Annotated in this window: 11 protein-coding genes and 2 pseudogenes; 9 read left to right on the forward strand and 4 right to left on the reverse strand. The window is 67.1% G+C overall.

Annotation, left to right across the window (positions count from 1 at the left end):
• Positions 1-456: 456 nt before the first annotated feature.
• Positions 457-639, forward strand: coding sequence for a hypothetical protein (locus tag V3N99_21145; GenBank protein MEO3939231.1), 183 nt, complete (start codon positions 457-459; stop codon positions 637-639).
• 2325 nt (positions 640-2964) lie between these two features.
• Here V3N99_21145 and V3N99_21150 read toward each other — a convergent pair.
• A pseudogene (locus tag V3N99_21150) lies at positions 2965-3495 on the reverse strand (integrase core domain-containing protein).
• Positions 3496-3626: 131 nt separating this feature from the next.
• Between V3N99_21150 and istA the strand changes: the two are divergent.
• The 7 genes from istA (at position 3627) to V3N99_21185 (ending at position 10350) form a co-directional block, all read left to right on the forward strand.
• Positions 3627-5093, forward strand: coding sequence for an IS21 family transposase (gene istA, locus V3N99_21155; protein ID MEO3939232.1), 1467 nt, complete (start codon positions 3627-3629; stop codon positions 5091-5093).
• Positions 5094-5194: 101 nt separating this feature from the next.
• Entirely contained in the window at positions 5195-5533 is a 339-nt protein-coding gene (locus V3N99_21160; GenBank protein MEO3939233.1) for an ATP-binding protein, read from the forward strand.
• A gap of 152 nt (positions 5534-5685) precedes the next feature.
• Positions 5686-6816, forward strand: a complete 1131-nt coding sequence (locus V3N99_21165; GenBank protein MEO3939234.1) for a tyrosine-type recombinase/integrase — start codon at positions 5686-5688, stop codon at positions 6814-6816.
• Positions 6813-8972, forward strand: a complete 2160-nt coding sequence (locus V3N99_21170) for a tyrosine-type recombinase/integrase (GenBank protein ID MEO3939235.1) — start codon at positions 6813-6815, stop codon at positions 8970-8972. Before V3N99_21165 ends, V3N99_21170 begins: the two co-directional genes overlap by 4 nt.
• The gene (locus V3N99_21175; GenBank protein MEO3939236.1) at positions 8969-9436 is read left to right on the forward strand and encodes a DUF6262 family protein; all 468 of its coding nucleotides are present in this window, start codon (positions 8969-8971) and stop codon (positions 9434-9436) included. The genes V3N99_21170 and V3N99_21175 overlap by 4 nt, the downstream gene beginning before the upstream one ends.
• A gap of 37 nt (positions 9437-9473) precedes the next feature.
• Positions 9474-9932 (forward strand): ATP-binding protein, encoded by a 459-nt coding sequence (locus V3N99_21180; protein ID MEO3939237.1) that lies wholly within the window; start codon positions 9474-9476, stop codon positions 9930-9932.
• Complete coding sequence (locus V3N99_21185) at positions 9925-10350, forward strand: hypothetical protein (protein ID MEO3939238.1); 426 nt, start codon at positions 9925-9927, stop codon at positions 10348-10350. Before V3N99_21180 ends, V3N99_21185 begins: the two co-directional genes overlap by 8 nt.
• Positions 10351-10596: 246 nt before the next feature.
• Here V3N99_21185 and V3N99_21190 read toward each other — a convergent pair.
• Together V3N99_21190 and V3N99_21195 are read right to left on the reverse strand one after the other, a co-directional pair.
• Positions 10597-10899: pseudogene (locus V3N99_21190) on the reverse strand (leucine zipper domain-containing protein).
• Between the two features lie 178 nt (positions 10900-11077).
• Positions 11078-11701, reverse strand: coding sequence for a recombinase family protein (locus tag V3N99_21195; protein MEO3939239.1), 624 nt, complete (start codon positions 11699-11701; stop codon positions 11078-11080).
• Between the two features lie 184 nt (positions 11702-11885).
• Between V3N99_21195 and V3N99_21200 the strand changes: the two genes are divergently transcribed.
• Positions 11886-12158, forward strand: coding sequence for a hypothetical protein (locus V3N99_21200; GenBank protein MEO3939240.1), 273 nt, complete (start codon positions 11886-11888; stop codon positions 12156-12158).
• A 1479-nt stretch (positions 12159-13637) separates the two neighbouring features.
• On the opposite strand, the gene V3N99_21205 is transcribed toward V3N99_21200, so the two are convergent.
• Positions 13638-13790, reverse strand: a complete 153-nt coding sequence (locus V3N99_21205) for a hypothetical protein (GenBank protein ID MEO3939241.1) — start codon at positions 13788-13790, stop codon at positions 13638-13640.

Raw genomic sequence — 13790 nt, forward strand, 5'->3', positions numbered from 1 at the left:
CGAAAACCCTTGCTCTGGCGGTGCTGCAGGATCCCCTTGGCAGAGCCCCGGCCTGGGACGAGTTGCCGCACGACGTGCCTGACTCGCTGGACCGCGCACGGCGGGCCCGCTTAGCCGCCGAGACCGCACTGGTCGATGGATACGCCGAATGGTTTTCCCACCTGGTGATCGACCTCAAGTGCCGGCAGCCGCCAGCCCAACCAAGGTGAAGGTGGCGACGCTCGACCCGTTCCAGGGGGTACATGAACGCCATCGAGGACGAACTTGAGGACGCGGTCGCTGTCGTCGATGCATTCCACATTGTCAAGCTCGGCGGGCAGGCCTCGACTGGGTCTGCCGTCGTGTGCAGCAGCAGACCCTCGGCCCCCGTGGGCGTAAGGGTGACCCGTTGTACGGAATCAGGCTGGCCCTCCGCTGCGGGGTCGAGCGGTTGACCGAGCGGCAACGGGCCGGATCGTGCCCGCGATCGACGCCCACGAGGCCCACGTGGAGGTCCTCGTCGCGTGGGTCGCCCCCGTGGAGCTGCACTCTGCGTTCCGCCGCAAGGACCTGACCCAGGGGCGACGGATCGCCGAGCACGTCCTGGCCTCGTTCCCCTTGTGCCCGATCCCGAGATCCCCCGCCTCGGCCGGACGTTGAGACAGTGGCGCGCACCGTTCCTGGCGTACTTCACCGTCGGCCGCACCAACAACGGCGGCACCGAAGCCGTCAAGGGGCTCACGAGCTCCACTGCCGCGTCGCCCACGGCTTCCGCAACAAGGACAACCACCGCCTACGGATGCTGCTCATCGGCGGGGGCCTAGATACAACCCAGCGATGAATCACCGCCAGCTTTTGTTGGTACTGATTGAATCCCCTGTCCAGGCAGCGCCAAGTATAAGGTGACCTCAGATATTGCGTAACTAAATGTGTTCTGTTCTTGGCCCACTACTCGGACTAGAAGGTCATCGGTGACGCTCGGATTTGGAAAGGTCAGCTCCTCCCCGGGCATGGCGTCGGGAGCGTTGGGCCTCTTGCTAGTGGACCACTCTAGGTAGTCTCCGGCGGTGGACAATACCTGCAGTCGCAAGGGATAGCCGTTGTTGGGAAACGCGTCGGGAAGGCTCGCATATCCTGGCACAATGCTGATTGAAGCGATGGCGGCCGGCTGAGACAGCTTGATGTCTAGCACCTGATCGATCCCTTGGCCACGACCTGAAACCCATGCAGTCGTAGCTTTGCCGTCGGTAGCGCACCCTGCTTGATGGCTCGGGTCGAAAGCACTTGTGCTTGAGACAGAGACAACTTGGGCCCGGTCAGGGTTCGTTGAACTAGGGAGGGCGGTACTCGTCTGAGGTCGAAAGTTCTGGTCTTGATGCTTACGGGCGAGGGCGGTGCCCCCACCCAGAGTGACGAGAACGGCGACTAGTCCGGAAATTAGCCAAACCCATCCTCCATTCGCCACTCGGTCAGAGACCGCCTTTGTTAGTACAAGAGCGAGGAGGGAAAGTAGGACATATCCGCCGAGAATAAACATGCCAAAACTACCCGACAACTGTCGGCTGGCCCCTGTCCACACTTGAAGACCCTTCCCCTGTGCGCCTGGGTCGGTGTGCGGCACGTCGCGATGGTCTTGGATGGTCATTGCCTGTGTCGTAACTAAGTGGCTGGTACCCGTTTGCATTATGGTGCCAGACTGCATGGTTGACACCCATTCGATCTTGAGGGGTCCCTGTAGCGACCACGGGACGTCGACACGGAGAGACCCATCTCGATTAGTCTTGCCCCACGTGTACGGATGACCATCTGCATCAGACACGGTGAGGAACTGGCCCGGAAGCGACTGTCCGTCAGGGAGCAGGACCCGAAGTCTCAGACTCTCACCGTCGAAAAAGCTGTCTCCATGCGTGACATCCAATTTTCCGGTTTCGACAGCGTAGTAACTACTATCCGGCGGGCCATTTTCCGAGTCTGCGGCTTGCAGATATAGCGTCTTGGCATACGCCGAGATGTCGTCAATGCCCCATGTGGGCGAGGTTGTAGACGAAGCAGCGAGCGCCCAGATGGCTATTTGCGCTGCGGCCCGGTATTTATTCCTCTCTTCGTCCTTCCAGCCTGGAACTTTGAAGTCGCGGTAGTGAACGGCAATCCACGAGATTCCCTGCCAGTGATCAGTGGCCGGGACATGCCCGGGGTAAACGGATGAGGCCCCTGCACCTCTGGCCGCGGTAGCACCAGGCTCGAGTGTGAACACGTGTTCGGTCTGATCTGATTTTGCCGTCCAACTCACAAAATAGTCATTAGGGCGAGATGGCGTCGCTTCAGCATCCTTAATCAGCTGCGAAACGGTTCTGGGCTGAAGGATCTGTTCTATGGTAATTGCTTGGGTTTCGTCCGCGTTTGCACGATTGAGAGCGTCGAGGATGCCTTGGGCCAAGACAACCAATGTTAGAAGGGTTGCAACTAAGAACCGACGGACGGACGTCATGGCGACCTCATGGCTAATTGGAGCATTCCGAAACCTGGGGCCTGCACCTTAGCAAGGCCATGCGTACCCGGGTAGGGGTTGCATCTGATGGCAAAAAGCGCAGTTCGGACAAGTTGTGTCAGGGTTCGGGGACGCCGGCTGCGCCAACATCACCGATCGGCCCGATGGGGGCCCGAGCGTGAGCTCCGGATGGTCGGCGCACCCCCAAACGCAGACCTATGGCCCCCTCCCGCCGGTGTCGGCGGGAGGGGGCGAGATCAAGCAGCCTGGGTCAGGAGGCAAGCGGCGACGGTGTCGCGGTCGAGGGTGGTGGTGTACGCACCGGTGATGGTGCCGAGCAAGTCGCCATTGGATCGGGTGCCACCCAGGACAGGCTCTCGTGGTGGTCGTAACTGTTGACGGCCTGGAGGACTCCGAGGGCGGTGCCGGGGCAAGGGCGGTGCGGAGGTCACGCCAGTAGCGCCGGTCTGCTTCGTCTCACTAGCTGTACCCGGCCATCACGTTGGTGACAGACGGCTAATCAGGGGGAGCCCGCCGAGGGCGGTGTGACGTCGTCGAGTGTTGTAGGTCTCGAGCCATGGGGCAAGGGCGTCAGCTCGGGCGGTGTTGGAGGTGTAGGCCTGGCGGTAGGCCCACTCGGTGGCGAGGGTGCGGTTGAACCGTTCGACTTTGCCGTTCTGCCAGGGGCAGTGGGGCTTGATGAACTTCTGGCGGGCGCCGAGCGCGGTGACGGCGTCAGCGAAGTCCTGGGAGCGGCGGTAGGCCAGAGCGTTGTCGCTAAGGACCCGCTCGATCCGGGTGATGCCGGCACGGGTGAAGTAGGCGGCGACACGGGTGAGGAAGCGCGCGGCGGTGATGCCTTTCTCGTCGGGCAGGACCTCGCTGTACGCCAGTCGGGAGTAATCGTCGACGCAGGAGTGGATGTAGTCGTACTCGTTGCCTCGCCCGCGGACCTCTTCGCGGCGGCCGTGGACGCGCCACCCTCCACCGTCAGGGATCCGGCCGAGCTTCTTGACGTCAACGTTGATGGCGCTCATCTGAAAGTCCTCAGACCTGCTCATTGAAAGTCCCCACCCGTGTGGCTTCGCCACCGAGGGCGGGACTCCTTCGAGGCTGGTGGTCTCTGACCACCTACCAGCCCGAAGGAGCCCCTCCGCTCATGCTCACACGGGAGGACGACATCGACGTGCACGCACTCCACCGCCAGGGGTGGACGATCTCCGCGATCGCCCGCCACCTCGGCCGCGACCGGAAGACCATCCGCGCCTACCTCGCCGGGCGGGAGGCCGGGGTCCGGGCCCGCAGCAGCAGCCAACAGCCCGACCCGTTCGAGCCCTACACCGCGTACGTTCGGCAACGCCTGGCTGATGACCCGCACCTGTGGGCCTCGGCCCTGTACGACGAGCTCCTCGACCTCGGCTACGACCGGTCGTACCCCACGATGACCCGGGCCGTCCGGGTTCGGGGGCTGCGTCCGGTGTGTGAGCCGTGCGCGCCGACGAAGGGCCGGCCGGTCGCGGTCATCGAGCACCCGCCGGGTGAGGAGACGCAGTGGGACTGGGTCGAGCTGCCCGACCCACCTGCGCACTGGGGCTGGGGCAAGGAAGCCCACCTGCTCGTCGGCGCCCTCAGTCACTCCGGCCGGTGGCGGGGGCTGTTGTGCGAGTCCGAAGACCAGGCCCACCTGATCGAGGGCCTGCACCACATCGCCGGCGCCCTCGGCGGGCTCACGAAGGACTGGCGGTTCGACCGGATGGCGACCGTGGTCAGCCCCGAGACCAAACGGGTCACCGCGACATTCGCGGCCGTCGCGAAGCACTACGGCGTAACCGTCCGCCTCTGCCCCCCTCGCCATGGGAACCGCAAGGGCGTGGTCGAGAAGGCCAACCATGTTGCTGCGCAACGGTTCTGGCGGACCTTGCCTGACGACGTCAGCATCGAGGAAGCGCAGGCCCGGCTCGATACGTGGTGCGCCACCCGCGGTGACACCCGCCTCCGAGCGACGAAGGACGGACGGTCCTCGGTCGCGGTCTCCGCGAAACGGGAACCGTTGGCGCCGTTACCGCCCCCGTTCCCCGCGGCCCTGACGGTGGACCGGGTCGTGTCCGCGCAGGCGCTGGTCTCCTACCGGGGCAACCGGTACTCCGTCCCCCCGCACCTGCACGGCACGACCGTCACTGTCCACACCCGCCTCGGCAGCCCCCACCTCGACATTGCCACAGCCGCTACGCCCGGCCCCGGACGGATCAGCCCCGTCCCTACCGTCATCGCCCGGCACGTGATCGCCCCGTCCGGGGCTGGGGCCACCGTCCGTGACGACGGGCACGTCGCCGCCCTGACCGCGTCCGTGTTGTCCGCGTTCACCACCGAACCACCCCACCGGCGCAAGGAACGCCGACCACCGAGCCCGACCGCCCTCGCCGAAGCCGCCCACCTCCGCGCCCGCAACAACCTCGGCCCCACCCCTACGCCCAGCAGAAGCGGAACCGCCACGGCCGACGACGGGCAGGTCGTGATCGACCTCGGCCGCTACGCGGCCGCGGCCCACGGCCGCAACACCCTCACCACACCCGACCCGACCACCAACCCGAGCACCCACCTCGTGAAAGAGACGGACCAGCCATGACCACACCGAGATCGACCCCAGCCCCTCGAGGTCCTCGAGGACCGCGCACACCGACGAGCGAGGACACGCCGCCGGAGGTAGGCACGGCCGCCCCGGCCAGCGTGTACCAACAGCTGCGGGCCCACCTGGCAACGCTCAAGCTCGTCGACGCCGCCGAGCACCTGCCCGCGGTCCTCGACGACGCCACCGCGCAGGGCCTGTCCGTGACCGCCACGTTGGAACGGCTCCTCGCGATCGAGGTCAACGCAACCGCGGCCCGCCGGCTGACCGGACGGTTGCGGTTCGCGTGCCTCCCGACCCCGGCGACGCTGGCCGACTTCGACTACGACGCCGCGTCCGGGATCGACCCGCACCTCATCGCGGACCTCGCGACCGGCCGCTACCTCGAGTCCGCGACGAACGTGCTGATGATCGGCCCCGCCGTTATCAGGGGGAGTTGACCCGCCCGCAGGTACGTCGCTGACGAGTTGCTGTCGGTCCTTTTGTCATTGTCGTTGCTCCGCTATCAGCGGGAGTTCTTCGACGAGATGGAACGACAACTGTGGCAATCAGTGTGGCGGTTCGGCCCTCGGATGGGCGTCGGACGTGGACCGTGGTCGATGAGGCCTACCGGACGGTGGGTCCGGTCGAGGAGTGGCTGGAGGCGCACCGGCTGTTGTGGTCGCCTAACACGGTGCGCAGCTACGCCACCTCGATGGCTCAGTGGTGGTCGTTCCTGGAGCAGCGCGGCGAGGCCGAGCAGTGGCAGGACGTCGGCGTGCCGACGGTCTCGGGTTTCCTGTCCTGGTTGCGCAACGGCCGCCGCGTCGAGCACGCCATCGTGGAGCCAACCGAGGCGCCGTCACCGGAGACGCTCGAGGCGCGCCTGGCGGCGGTGATCTCGTTCTACCGGTGGCAGCATGCGGTCTTCGGGGTGAAGGTCGCGCAAAGGCTGCTGCGCGGTGCGCCGCGACAGGCCCCGGCACGGGGACTGTTGGCGCATCTGGACCAGCGCACAAGGCCCGGGCCCTCCTCGCTGGTGCGGGTGCGACGGAGTCGGCGAGGCGACCGCCCGCCGCTGCTGCTGCCGCAGCAGATCCAAGAGATCCTCGATTCCTGTGCCGCGGTGGACCCGGTGAGCGGGGAGTGGGTGGGGAACCTGCGAGATCGGCTCGTGTTCGCGATGCTCGCGGAGACCGGGATGCGACTGGGTGAGCTGCTGGGTATGCGGATCCGCGACTTCGTGATGGGCCGCGGCGACACCCCCTACGTCGAGGTCGTTCCCCGCGAGGACAACCCGAACGGTGCGCGGGTGAAGATGATGCGCCCTCGCCGGATCTATGTCGGCCATGACCTCGAGCGGCTGTTCGCCGACTACCTGACCCATCTGGCCTGCCACGCCGCGACGCTCGGCCTGACGGTGTCCGCGGACTCGGCGCTCTTCGTCAACTTGCAGCGGCCGCCGCTGCTGGCCGCGTTACGCGAGGGCACCGTGCGGGACAAGACCACCTCGTTACGCAACAAAGGTATTGGCCCGCCGGGCTGGACCCCGCACTGGTTCCGGCACAGCCACGCCACCGCACTGCTGCTGGCCGGCACCCCCGAATGGGTCGTCTCCCGACGCCTGGGTCACGCCCACGTGCAAACCACCCTCGACCTCTACGGGTGGGTGCGTGAGGACGAGGCCCTGCGTGCCGCCGCGACGTGGACCTCCTACGTAGCCGACTGGCAGGTGACCCGATGACCGACAAGCGCACCGACCTTGTCCTGGCCGGCGGCTCCGACCCGGTGTGGCGGCTGTGGCAGCAGCTCCCGGAGGCGTGGCGTGGGCCGGTCATCGGCCCGGACATCGAGAACTGGGCCGCCGTGACCGAGAACGGTGACCGCAGGATCGACCTGAGCGGGCTGCCCGACCCGTACCCCGCCGAGCTGGCGTGGATGGCGCACTGGCAGGCCACCGACGGCACCCGCTCCTCGGTGCTGGCGGTCAACCAGCTCGCCAACATCCTGCGCCGCGCCATCCGGGACAACCATCCCTTCCCCGGCTCGATCCGCGCCATGGACTGGGACGCCGCCTCGGCGTTGCAGGGCTGGTTCTACGCGGTCCGATGGAACCGGCTGCCACCCCAGGGCAGCCGGGCCCGGCTGCGGGTGGTGTTCGGGTTCGCTCGGCTGGCGCTGCTGGCCCGCTGCCACGACGGGCCGTGGTGGACCCTGGACGACTGGCAGCCACGCTGCGACCCGCGGATCCCGCTGACCGGGCGGGAGCCGTTGGGGAACTACGGCTGCTCACCCGGGCACCTCGCCCAGCCCTGGCTGCGTGAGGCGGTCAAGTGGCACCTGGGCACCCAGCTGGAGTCCGGCGTCCTGCGCTGGACCACGATCAGCCAGGAACGGCTCAAGTCCCTGCGCCGCTTCGACAACTGGCTCTCGGTGACCTTCGAGGACCCTCGCGACATCCTCGGCGACCCGGCCGCGGCGCCCGAGCACGCTGCCGCGTTCCGCCGCTGGACCGCGGACCCGACCAACCGGATGACCCGTCAGACCGACCGACGCTACTACGGCAAACCGGTCCAGCCGCGCCAGGTCAACGACGACCTGCGAGCAGTCGCGGAACTGCTCGCGTTCGTCGCCGCGAACCCCCGCGAGGCCCGCGGCGTCCTCGGCGCCGGGCCCTGGCAGCACGTCACCGACACTCACGCGGCCAGCTGGTTTCGTCAGGTCACTCGGATCCCGCACACCTCCACCGTCAACGACCGCCACTACGTCGACGACCGCGCCATGGCCCAGATCATCGCCGGTTTGCCACTGCTCGGCCTGCCGCGCGACGAGCAGATGACCATCACCCGCGGTGACGGCCAGCAGGTGCTTGCCCGCGGGCTGGACGACCCGCAGGCGATGCGGATGATCTTGCTGCAGGTCCTCACGGGTCGACGCGCCAGCGAGGTCCGCACCTGCGAGTTCGACTGCCTGTCAGAGCTTCCGGCCCCCACCGCGCAGGACGCCGCGGGCCAGGAGGTCGTGCGTTTCCGGTACGCCCAAAGCAAGATCGACATCGCCCCGGACAGCATCCTCGTCGACCGCGAGGTCGCCGAGATCATCGAGGAACAGCAACGCTGGGTCCGGCAGTCCTTCCCCGAACTGCGGCCGCGGTTCCTGTTCGTCCAGCGCACCGGCAACCGCCGCGGCGACAAGCCCTACCCGTCGGGCACCTACAACTGGATGCTGCGCGAACTGAGCGACGTGGCTCGGATCACCGACAGCAAGGGCCGAGCGGTCAACCTCAGCAACACCCACCGGTTCCGGCACACCAAGCTGACCCGGCTCGCCGAGCTTGGGCTGCCGATCCACGTACTGCAGCGATACGCCGGCCACGCCACCCCGACCATGTCGATGCACTACATCGCCCAACGCCAGGAACACGCCGAACAGGCGTTCCTGGCCACCGCCAAACTCAAGGCCGACGGCACCCGCGTGCAGTTCTCCTCCGAGGACTACGACAGCCTGCACCTGTTCGAGCGCGCCGACCGGGTCCTGCCACACGGCTGGTGCCTGCTGCCGCCGCTGCAGTCCTGCGACAAGGGCAACGCCTGTCTGACCTGCTCGGTCTTCGTCACCGACCAGACCCACCACACCGCCCTGGCACGTCAGCTGGTCGAGACCGACCAGCTGATCGCCCGCAGCACCGCAGCCTTCCAGGACAAGTACGGACGCCCCATGCCCGAGGACAACATCTGGCTCGCCCAGCGACGCGCGGAACAGGCCGCGCTGACCCGGCTGCTCAGCCTTATCGACGACCACCCCGACCGAGCCGTGCACGGCGGCGGCTGCGGCACGCCGCCGGGTGGACCGGTCCCGCTCACCCTCGACCTCACCCGCCACCGAAGGAGCACCCCGTGACCGCGAACCGTGACCAACGCGTCGCCGCGCTGACCGCCGCGGCCAAGGCCAAGTCCGCAGCGAAGACCACGGCCGCCGAGCAAGCCCTCCGCGCCCTGATCAAACGCGGCGAGGCCATCACCTTCCAGGCCGTCCAACGCGAGGCCGGCGTCTCCCACGCCTTCCTCTACAACCACCCCGAACTCCGCGGCCGCATCGAACGGCTCCGCGAGCAGAGCCGCCCCCCGTCGCGCACCCCAACCGCGCCAGCAGACGTCGAGAGCACCCTCGTACTCGCCCTGACCGCTCAGATCACCGCCCTGAAACAGCGGCACCGTCAGGAAGTCCGTGCTCTACGCGCCGCCCTCGAACAAGCCCACGGGGAGAACCTCGACCTACGCCGAGAGCTCGCCCGCCGAGGCCACACCCTCACCAGCGCCCCCGCCACCGCCCGACTCGTCGCATCGATCGCAACAACGTCCTGACCTGCAAGAACATGACCACTACAAGCCTGACCCCCTGATAACGGGTGGGGTCGGGAAAACGCACCTCGCGGTCGGCCTCGCCCGCCAAGCCGCGGAAGACGGGTACCGCGTATACGTCACGACCGCTGCGGACCTCGCCGCCCGCTGCCACCGCGCCGCGATCGAGGGCCGCTGGGCCACGACGATGCGGTTCTTCGCCGGCCCCACCCTCCTGGTGATCGATGAGCTGGGATACCTCCCGCTTCCTGCGGAGGGCGCGTCCGCGCTGTTCCAGGTCATCGCGCAGCGATACACCAAGACCTCCACGATCGTGACGACGAACCGGCCCATCACCTCCTGGGGAGAGATCCTCGGCGACACCACCGTCGCGGCCGCCCTGCTCGACCGGCTCCTGCACCGCTCCGTCGTCCTCGACATCAGCGGCGACTCCTACCGCCTGCGCGACCACCACGCCCGCACCCACACCCTGCGCACCGCAGCAGCCCACCATGGCTGACCCCACCCCCGGCACCCCCGGCAGCCCGGAGAGCCCGTGCGACGACGACAGCACGACGACCCCGCCCACCCTGCCCGCACGACCGAGCCGGGCACAGTGCCCGGTGTGCTGGAGCCCGTTCACCCCGACCGGACGCCAGCGGTACTGCACCGACAACTGCCGCAAGACCGCCTGGTCACGCCGGCACACCCGCACCACCCTCACGACCGAACCCGCTGTCCCCCAACAGATCCGCCGCCGCGACGTCACGATCTACTCCTGCCCCAGCTGCGAGACCCGCTACCACGGACAGCAGTGGTGCCACGACTGCAACCAACCCTGCACCCGCATCGGCCTCGGCGGGACCTGCCCCCACTGCGCCGAACCCGTCGCGATCACCGACCTCATCGACACCCCCACCAGCCCCACCATCGGCTAACCTCAACACCGCCACAGGGTGAGGACATTCGCTGAGCAACCCTGGGGACTTTCGGTGAGCGGCATCACCGCGGACCAGGGACCCGGCGTAGGGGTGCTCGTAGCGTCGGGTCGTGGCCCGCGAGGCCCGGATCACGGCCCCGGTCATCGGGTCGCACTCAGCGGGCCGGGGCACGCCCTGTCGGCGCAGGATCCGCGAGACGGTCCGCGGGGCCAAGCCCAGCTCGTGGGCGATCTGGTCGCGGCCCACGCGTCGCTCAGCCCGCAGGGCGGTGACCGTGGCCTCGACCGTCTCGCTGGTGCGGGTGGGCATCGAGTGCGGCCGTGACGAGCGGTCGGCCAGGCCACGGTCTCCCTCCGTGGCGTACCGATCGATCCAGGTCTTGACGCACTTGCGCGAGACGCCCATCGCGGCCGCGATGTGGGCCTGACGCCACCCTTGCTGGTGGCGCTCGACGATCAACCTGCGGCCGTGGACGGTCAGGCGGGCACTACCGTGAGACACGAGAACCTCCGGATGGATGTGGGCCTTAGACAAGCCACACCCCACCCGGGGGTTCTCCTCACGTCAAGCAGGCGCGCCCGCCACCAACCTCATGGCCGGGTACAACTAGCGCTCGGCCACGGTTCGGGGTTGCCCCCCCGGGTTCGCCCGATCTCGGACGCGGCGAGTTGGCCTAAGCCTCGGAGAGGGTGGCCTACTGCTGCTCGTGATACGAGTCATCACCCTAGACCTTGAGGCCGAGAGGTGGAGGGACAGGTGTCACCTCCTTTTCCGGGATACTGAGCGCTCGGTACACCGAGGCTCGGCTCACTCCAATGACGCGTGCGATGGTGGCAACGTCGTGTTCCCGGCTGTCGTACATCTGCCGGGCGAGCATGACCTTCTCTGGAGTCCACACGGTAGGCCGGCCGCCGGTACGCCCGCGGGCTCGGGCCGCGGTAAGCCCTGCCATGGTTCGCTCCCGGATGAGGTCCTTCTCGAACTCGGCGAGAGCTCCGAAGACGTGGAAGATGAGCCTGCCGCCGGGCGTCGAAGTGTCGATGCTCTCGGTAAGGCTACGGAAGGCGACGCCACGGGTCTCGAGTGCCTGAACGATGCCGATGAGGTGGCGCAGGCTGCGCCCGAGCCGGTCGAGTCGCCAGACCGCGACGGTGTCCCCCGGGCGCAGCTGGTCGAGAAGGGCGTCGAGCGCCGGGCGGTGCTCAAGTTTGCCGGACGCTTTGTCGGTAAAGACCCGGACGCAGCCGGCTAAGCGAAGCGCGTCGACCTGAAGTGCTTCATGCTGTTCAAGGGTTGACACGCGGGCGTAGCCGAGCAGGGTGTGGTCAGTGGGCTTCTCAATACTCATGGGTGGCGCTCCTTCTGGGACATTGATTTCGGCCACAAGATGTGAACGGCGAGAGGCCCTGCGAGGCGGACCACCGGCGGGCGTCTCGAATTCGTTCGTTTTTGAGACGGCTGGCACCCGGGGGCGGGGCGCGGATGTGCGCCACACCCCCGGGCTGTACTGCGAGTTACGCGGCTCTTCCCGAGTGCTGTTGCTCGGCTGGGCACGCCAGAGCGTGCTCCTGCTGAACACGACGCTGACGGTGGGCAGGGGCGAGTCCGCCTCGCACGCTGGACACGGCTGGGAGACGTTCACGGACGCGGTGATCAGCGTGATCAGCGTGATCAGCGCCCGCCAGGATCGCGTGGTGTTCGTCCTCTGGTCGGAGGCGGGTCGACCAGCCGATGACGCAGTCGACAGCCCGGAGGACGTCGTGCTTTGGTTGGCGGACGACGGCGAGGACCGGGGTGGTCCTTGACCACTGCGGCCGCGCGGCGAGGGGTCAGCGTGCGGCCGCGACCAGAGATCGCAGGTCCCAGAGCCCGGTGTCCAGGTCGGTCAGGTGTCCGCTGTCCTTGTTCACTGTTACCTGGGCACCCGGGACGTGGCCGGGGTCAAGGCGTGATGTTGCTGGCGCCCTGAGACCCGAGAAAGACTCTTGACCGCTTTCTTTCGTCTAGGACCTAGTACGTGGGTGTTCCCTGAACCGAGCCCTGCCTACCCTCACTTGACGCTGTGGCATCGACCCTAGCCCGGGGTCGGCACGGGCTCGCATAAAACTCACCCCCATGGAACGATGGCGCACATGGCTCGGACACAGGTCTTGGACACAGCGGAGCGACGGTTGCATATAGACCGCAGTCGGTGGCTGCGACTGTGCTGGTTGACGGTCATCCTACTGATCATGGTCGCAGCCAAGCGGTTCCATTCGCCTCTAGGAGAGGCTGAGAGCACAGCCCTAAGCCTTACCATCGCGGTGGTAGCGTTTTTTGTGATTTTGCTGACCGTGCGTGCAGCGCAACGATACCGTCCGAGAGGCCGGAGGGCCGACGACAAGTGGCAGGCGCAACAAGGGAACCTAGTGGACCTTGTTCTTTCAGGAGCCTGTTTCCAAAGTTTTGACAGTGGAGCTCTAGCAGGTGGGACCGCAGGTGCGGGATTGAATGTTATCCAGGCTGGTGGCACAGTGGCCAACCTGCCTGCGCTCGGGGGGTTAGGTGGACCATTTGCGATCGCCGGGCTCGCGGTAGTTGCGGCATCAGCGGTTTTTGGTTTAGCGGGCGCCGCGACGCAAAAACGTCGCAACAAAGCGGCCACCAAGGCGGCCAGGGCATCTGCTGAGGCATTACTAGCCAAGGCGCTGAGAGACCTAGAACAAACTTTCGGTTCCCTGGCGGGGGCAGAGAAGAATCAAGCAGAGAGAGACATAGGGCGGACCCGGAGGGCCATCTCAAAGATTCATGAACTACAGCAGGCGGGTTAACGTCCCCGACTTCAAATAGAAGCCTTGAGCGCCCTGGTTCCGCCCTGCGGGGCCTGGGGTGGTGAGCGACGAACCTTGTTTAAGAACGAGGAGGCTGGACAGGAAACGCCTGTGCGTGCAACCTGACTCGTGCCACTTGATGGCGGATCGGGGCTCCGGCTGACGTTTGTGCTGGTCAGCGGCTTGTGGCCGGGCTGGGTGACGTACCCCGCTCGTCGGTAGGGTCGGGTCGTGGTGTTCATCCGGACGTCGGCTAGCCGCTCGGGTGCCACGAAAGTCCAGTTGGCGGAGCGCCGCGACGGGCGAAACGTCATCCTCGAGCACGTCGGTACAGCCCGATCCGACGCCGAGCTGGCCGCACTGATAGCTGAAGCCGAGCGCCGGCTCCGCCCCGGGCAGGACGTCTTGGACCTGCCCCTGCCCGAGCACCCCGCGGACCGCCGGCCAGGGGTCATCACCGCGAAGCGGTCAGCGCTACTGCGGCAGGTCCTGACGACGGTTTACCAGCGGCTCGGGTTCGACGTCGTCGACGACGGGGCCTTCCAGCAGCTGGTGCTGGCCCGGATCATCGAGCCCACGAGCAAGGCCGACTCCGTGCGCGTGCTCGACGAGATCGGCATCGCGCAC

The organism is Dermatophilaceae bacterium Soc4.6 (assembly GCA_039889245.1).
In the GTDB taxonomy this organism is placed as follows: domain Bacteria; phylum Actinomycetota; class Actinomycetes; order Actinomycetales; family Dermatophilaceae; genus Lapillicoccus.

Coding starts and splice junctions, on each gene's coding strand:
- V3N99_21185 (MEO3939238.1), top strand. CDS start 9,925: ATGGCTGACCCCACCCCCGGCACCCCCGGCAGCCCGGAGAGCCCGTGC.
- V3N99_21195 (MEO3939239.1), bottom strand. CDS start 11,701: ATGAGTATTGAGAAGCCCACTGACCACACCCTGCTCGGCTACGCCCGC.
- V3N99_21170 (MEO3939235.1), top strand. CDS start 6,813: ATGACCGACAAGCGCACCGACCTTGTCCTGGCCGGCGGCTCCGACCCG.
- istA (MEO3939232.1), top strand. CDS start 3,627: ATGCTCACACGGGAGGACGACATCGACGTGCACGCACTCCACCGCCAG.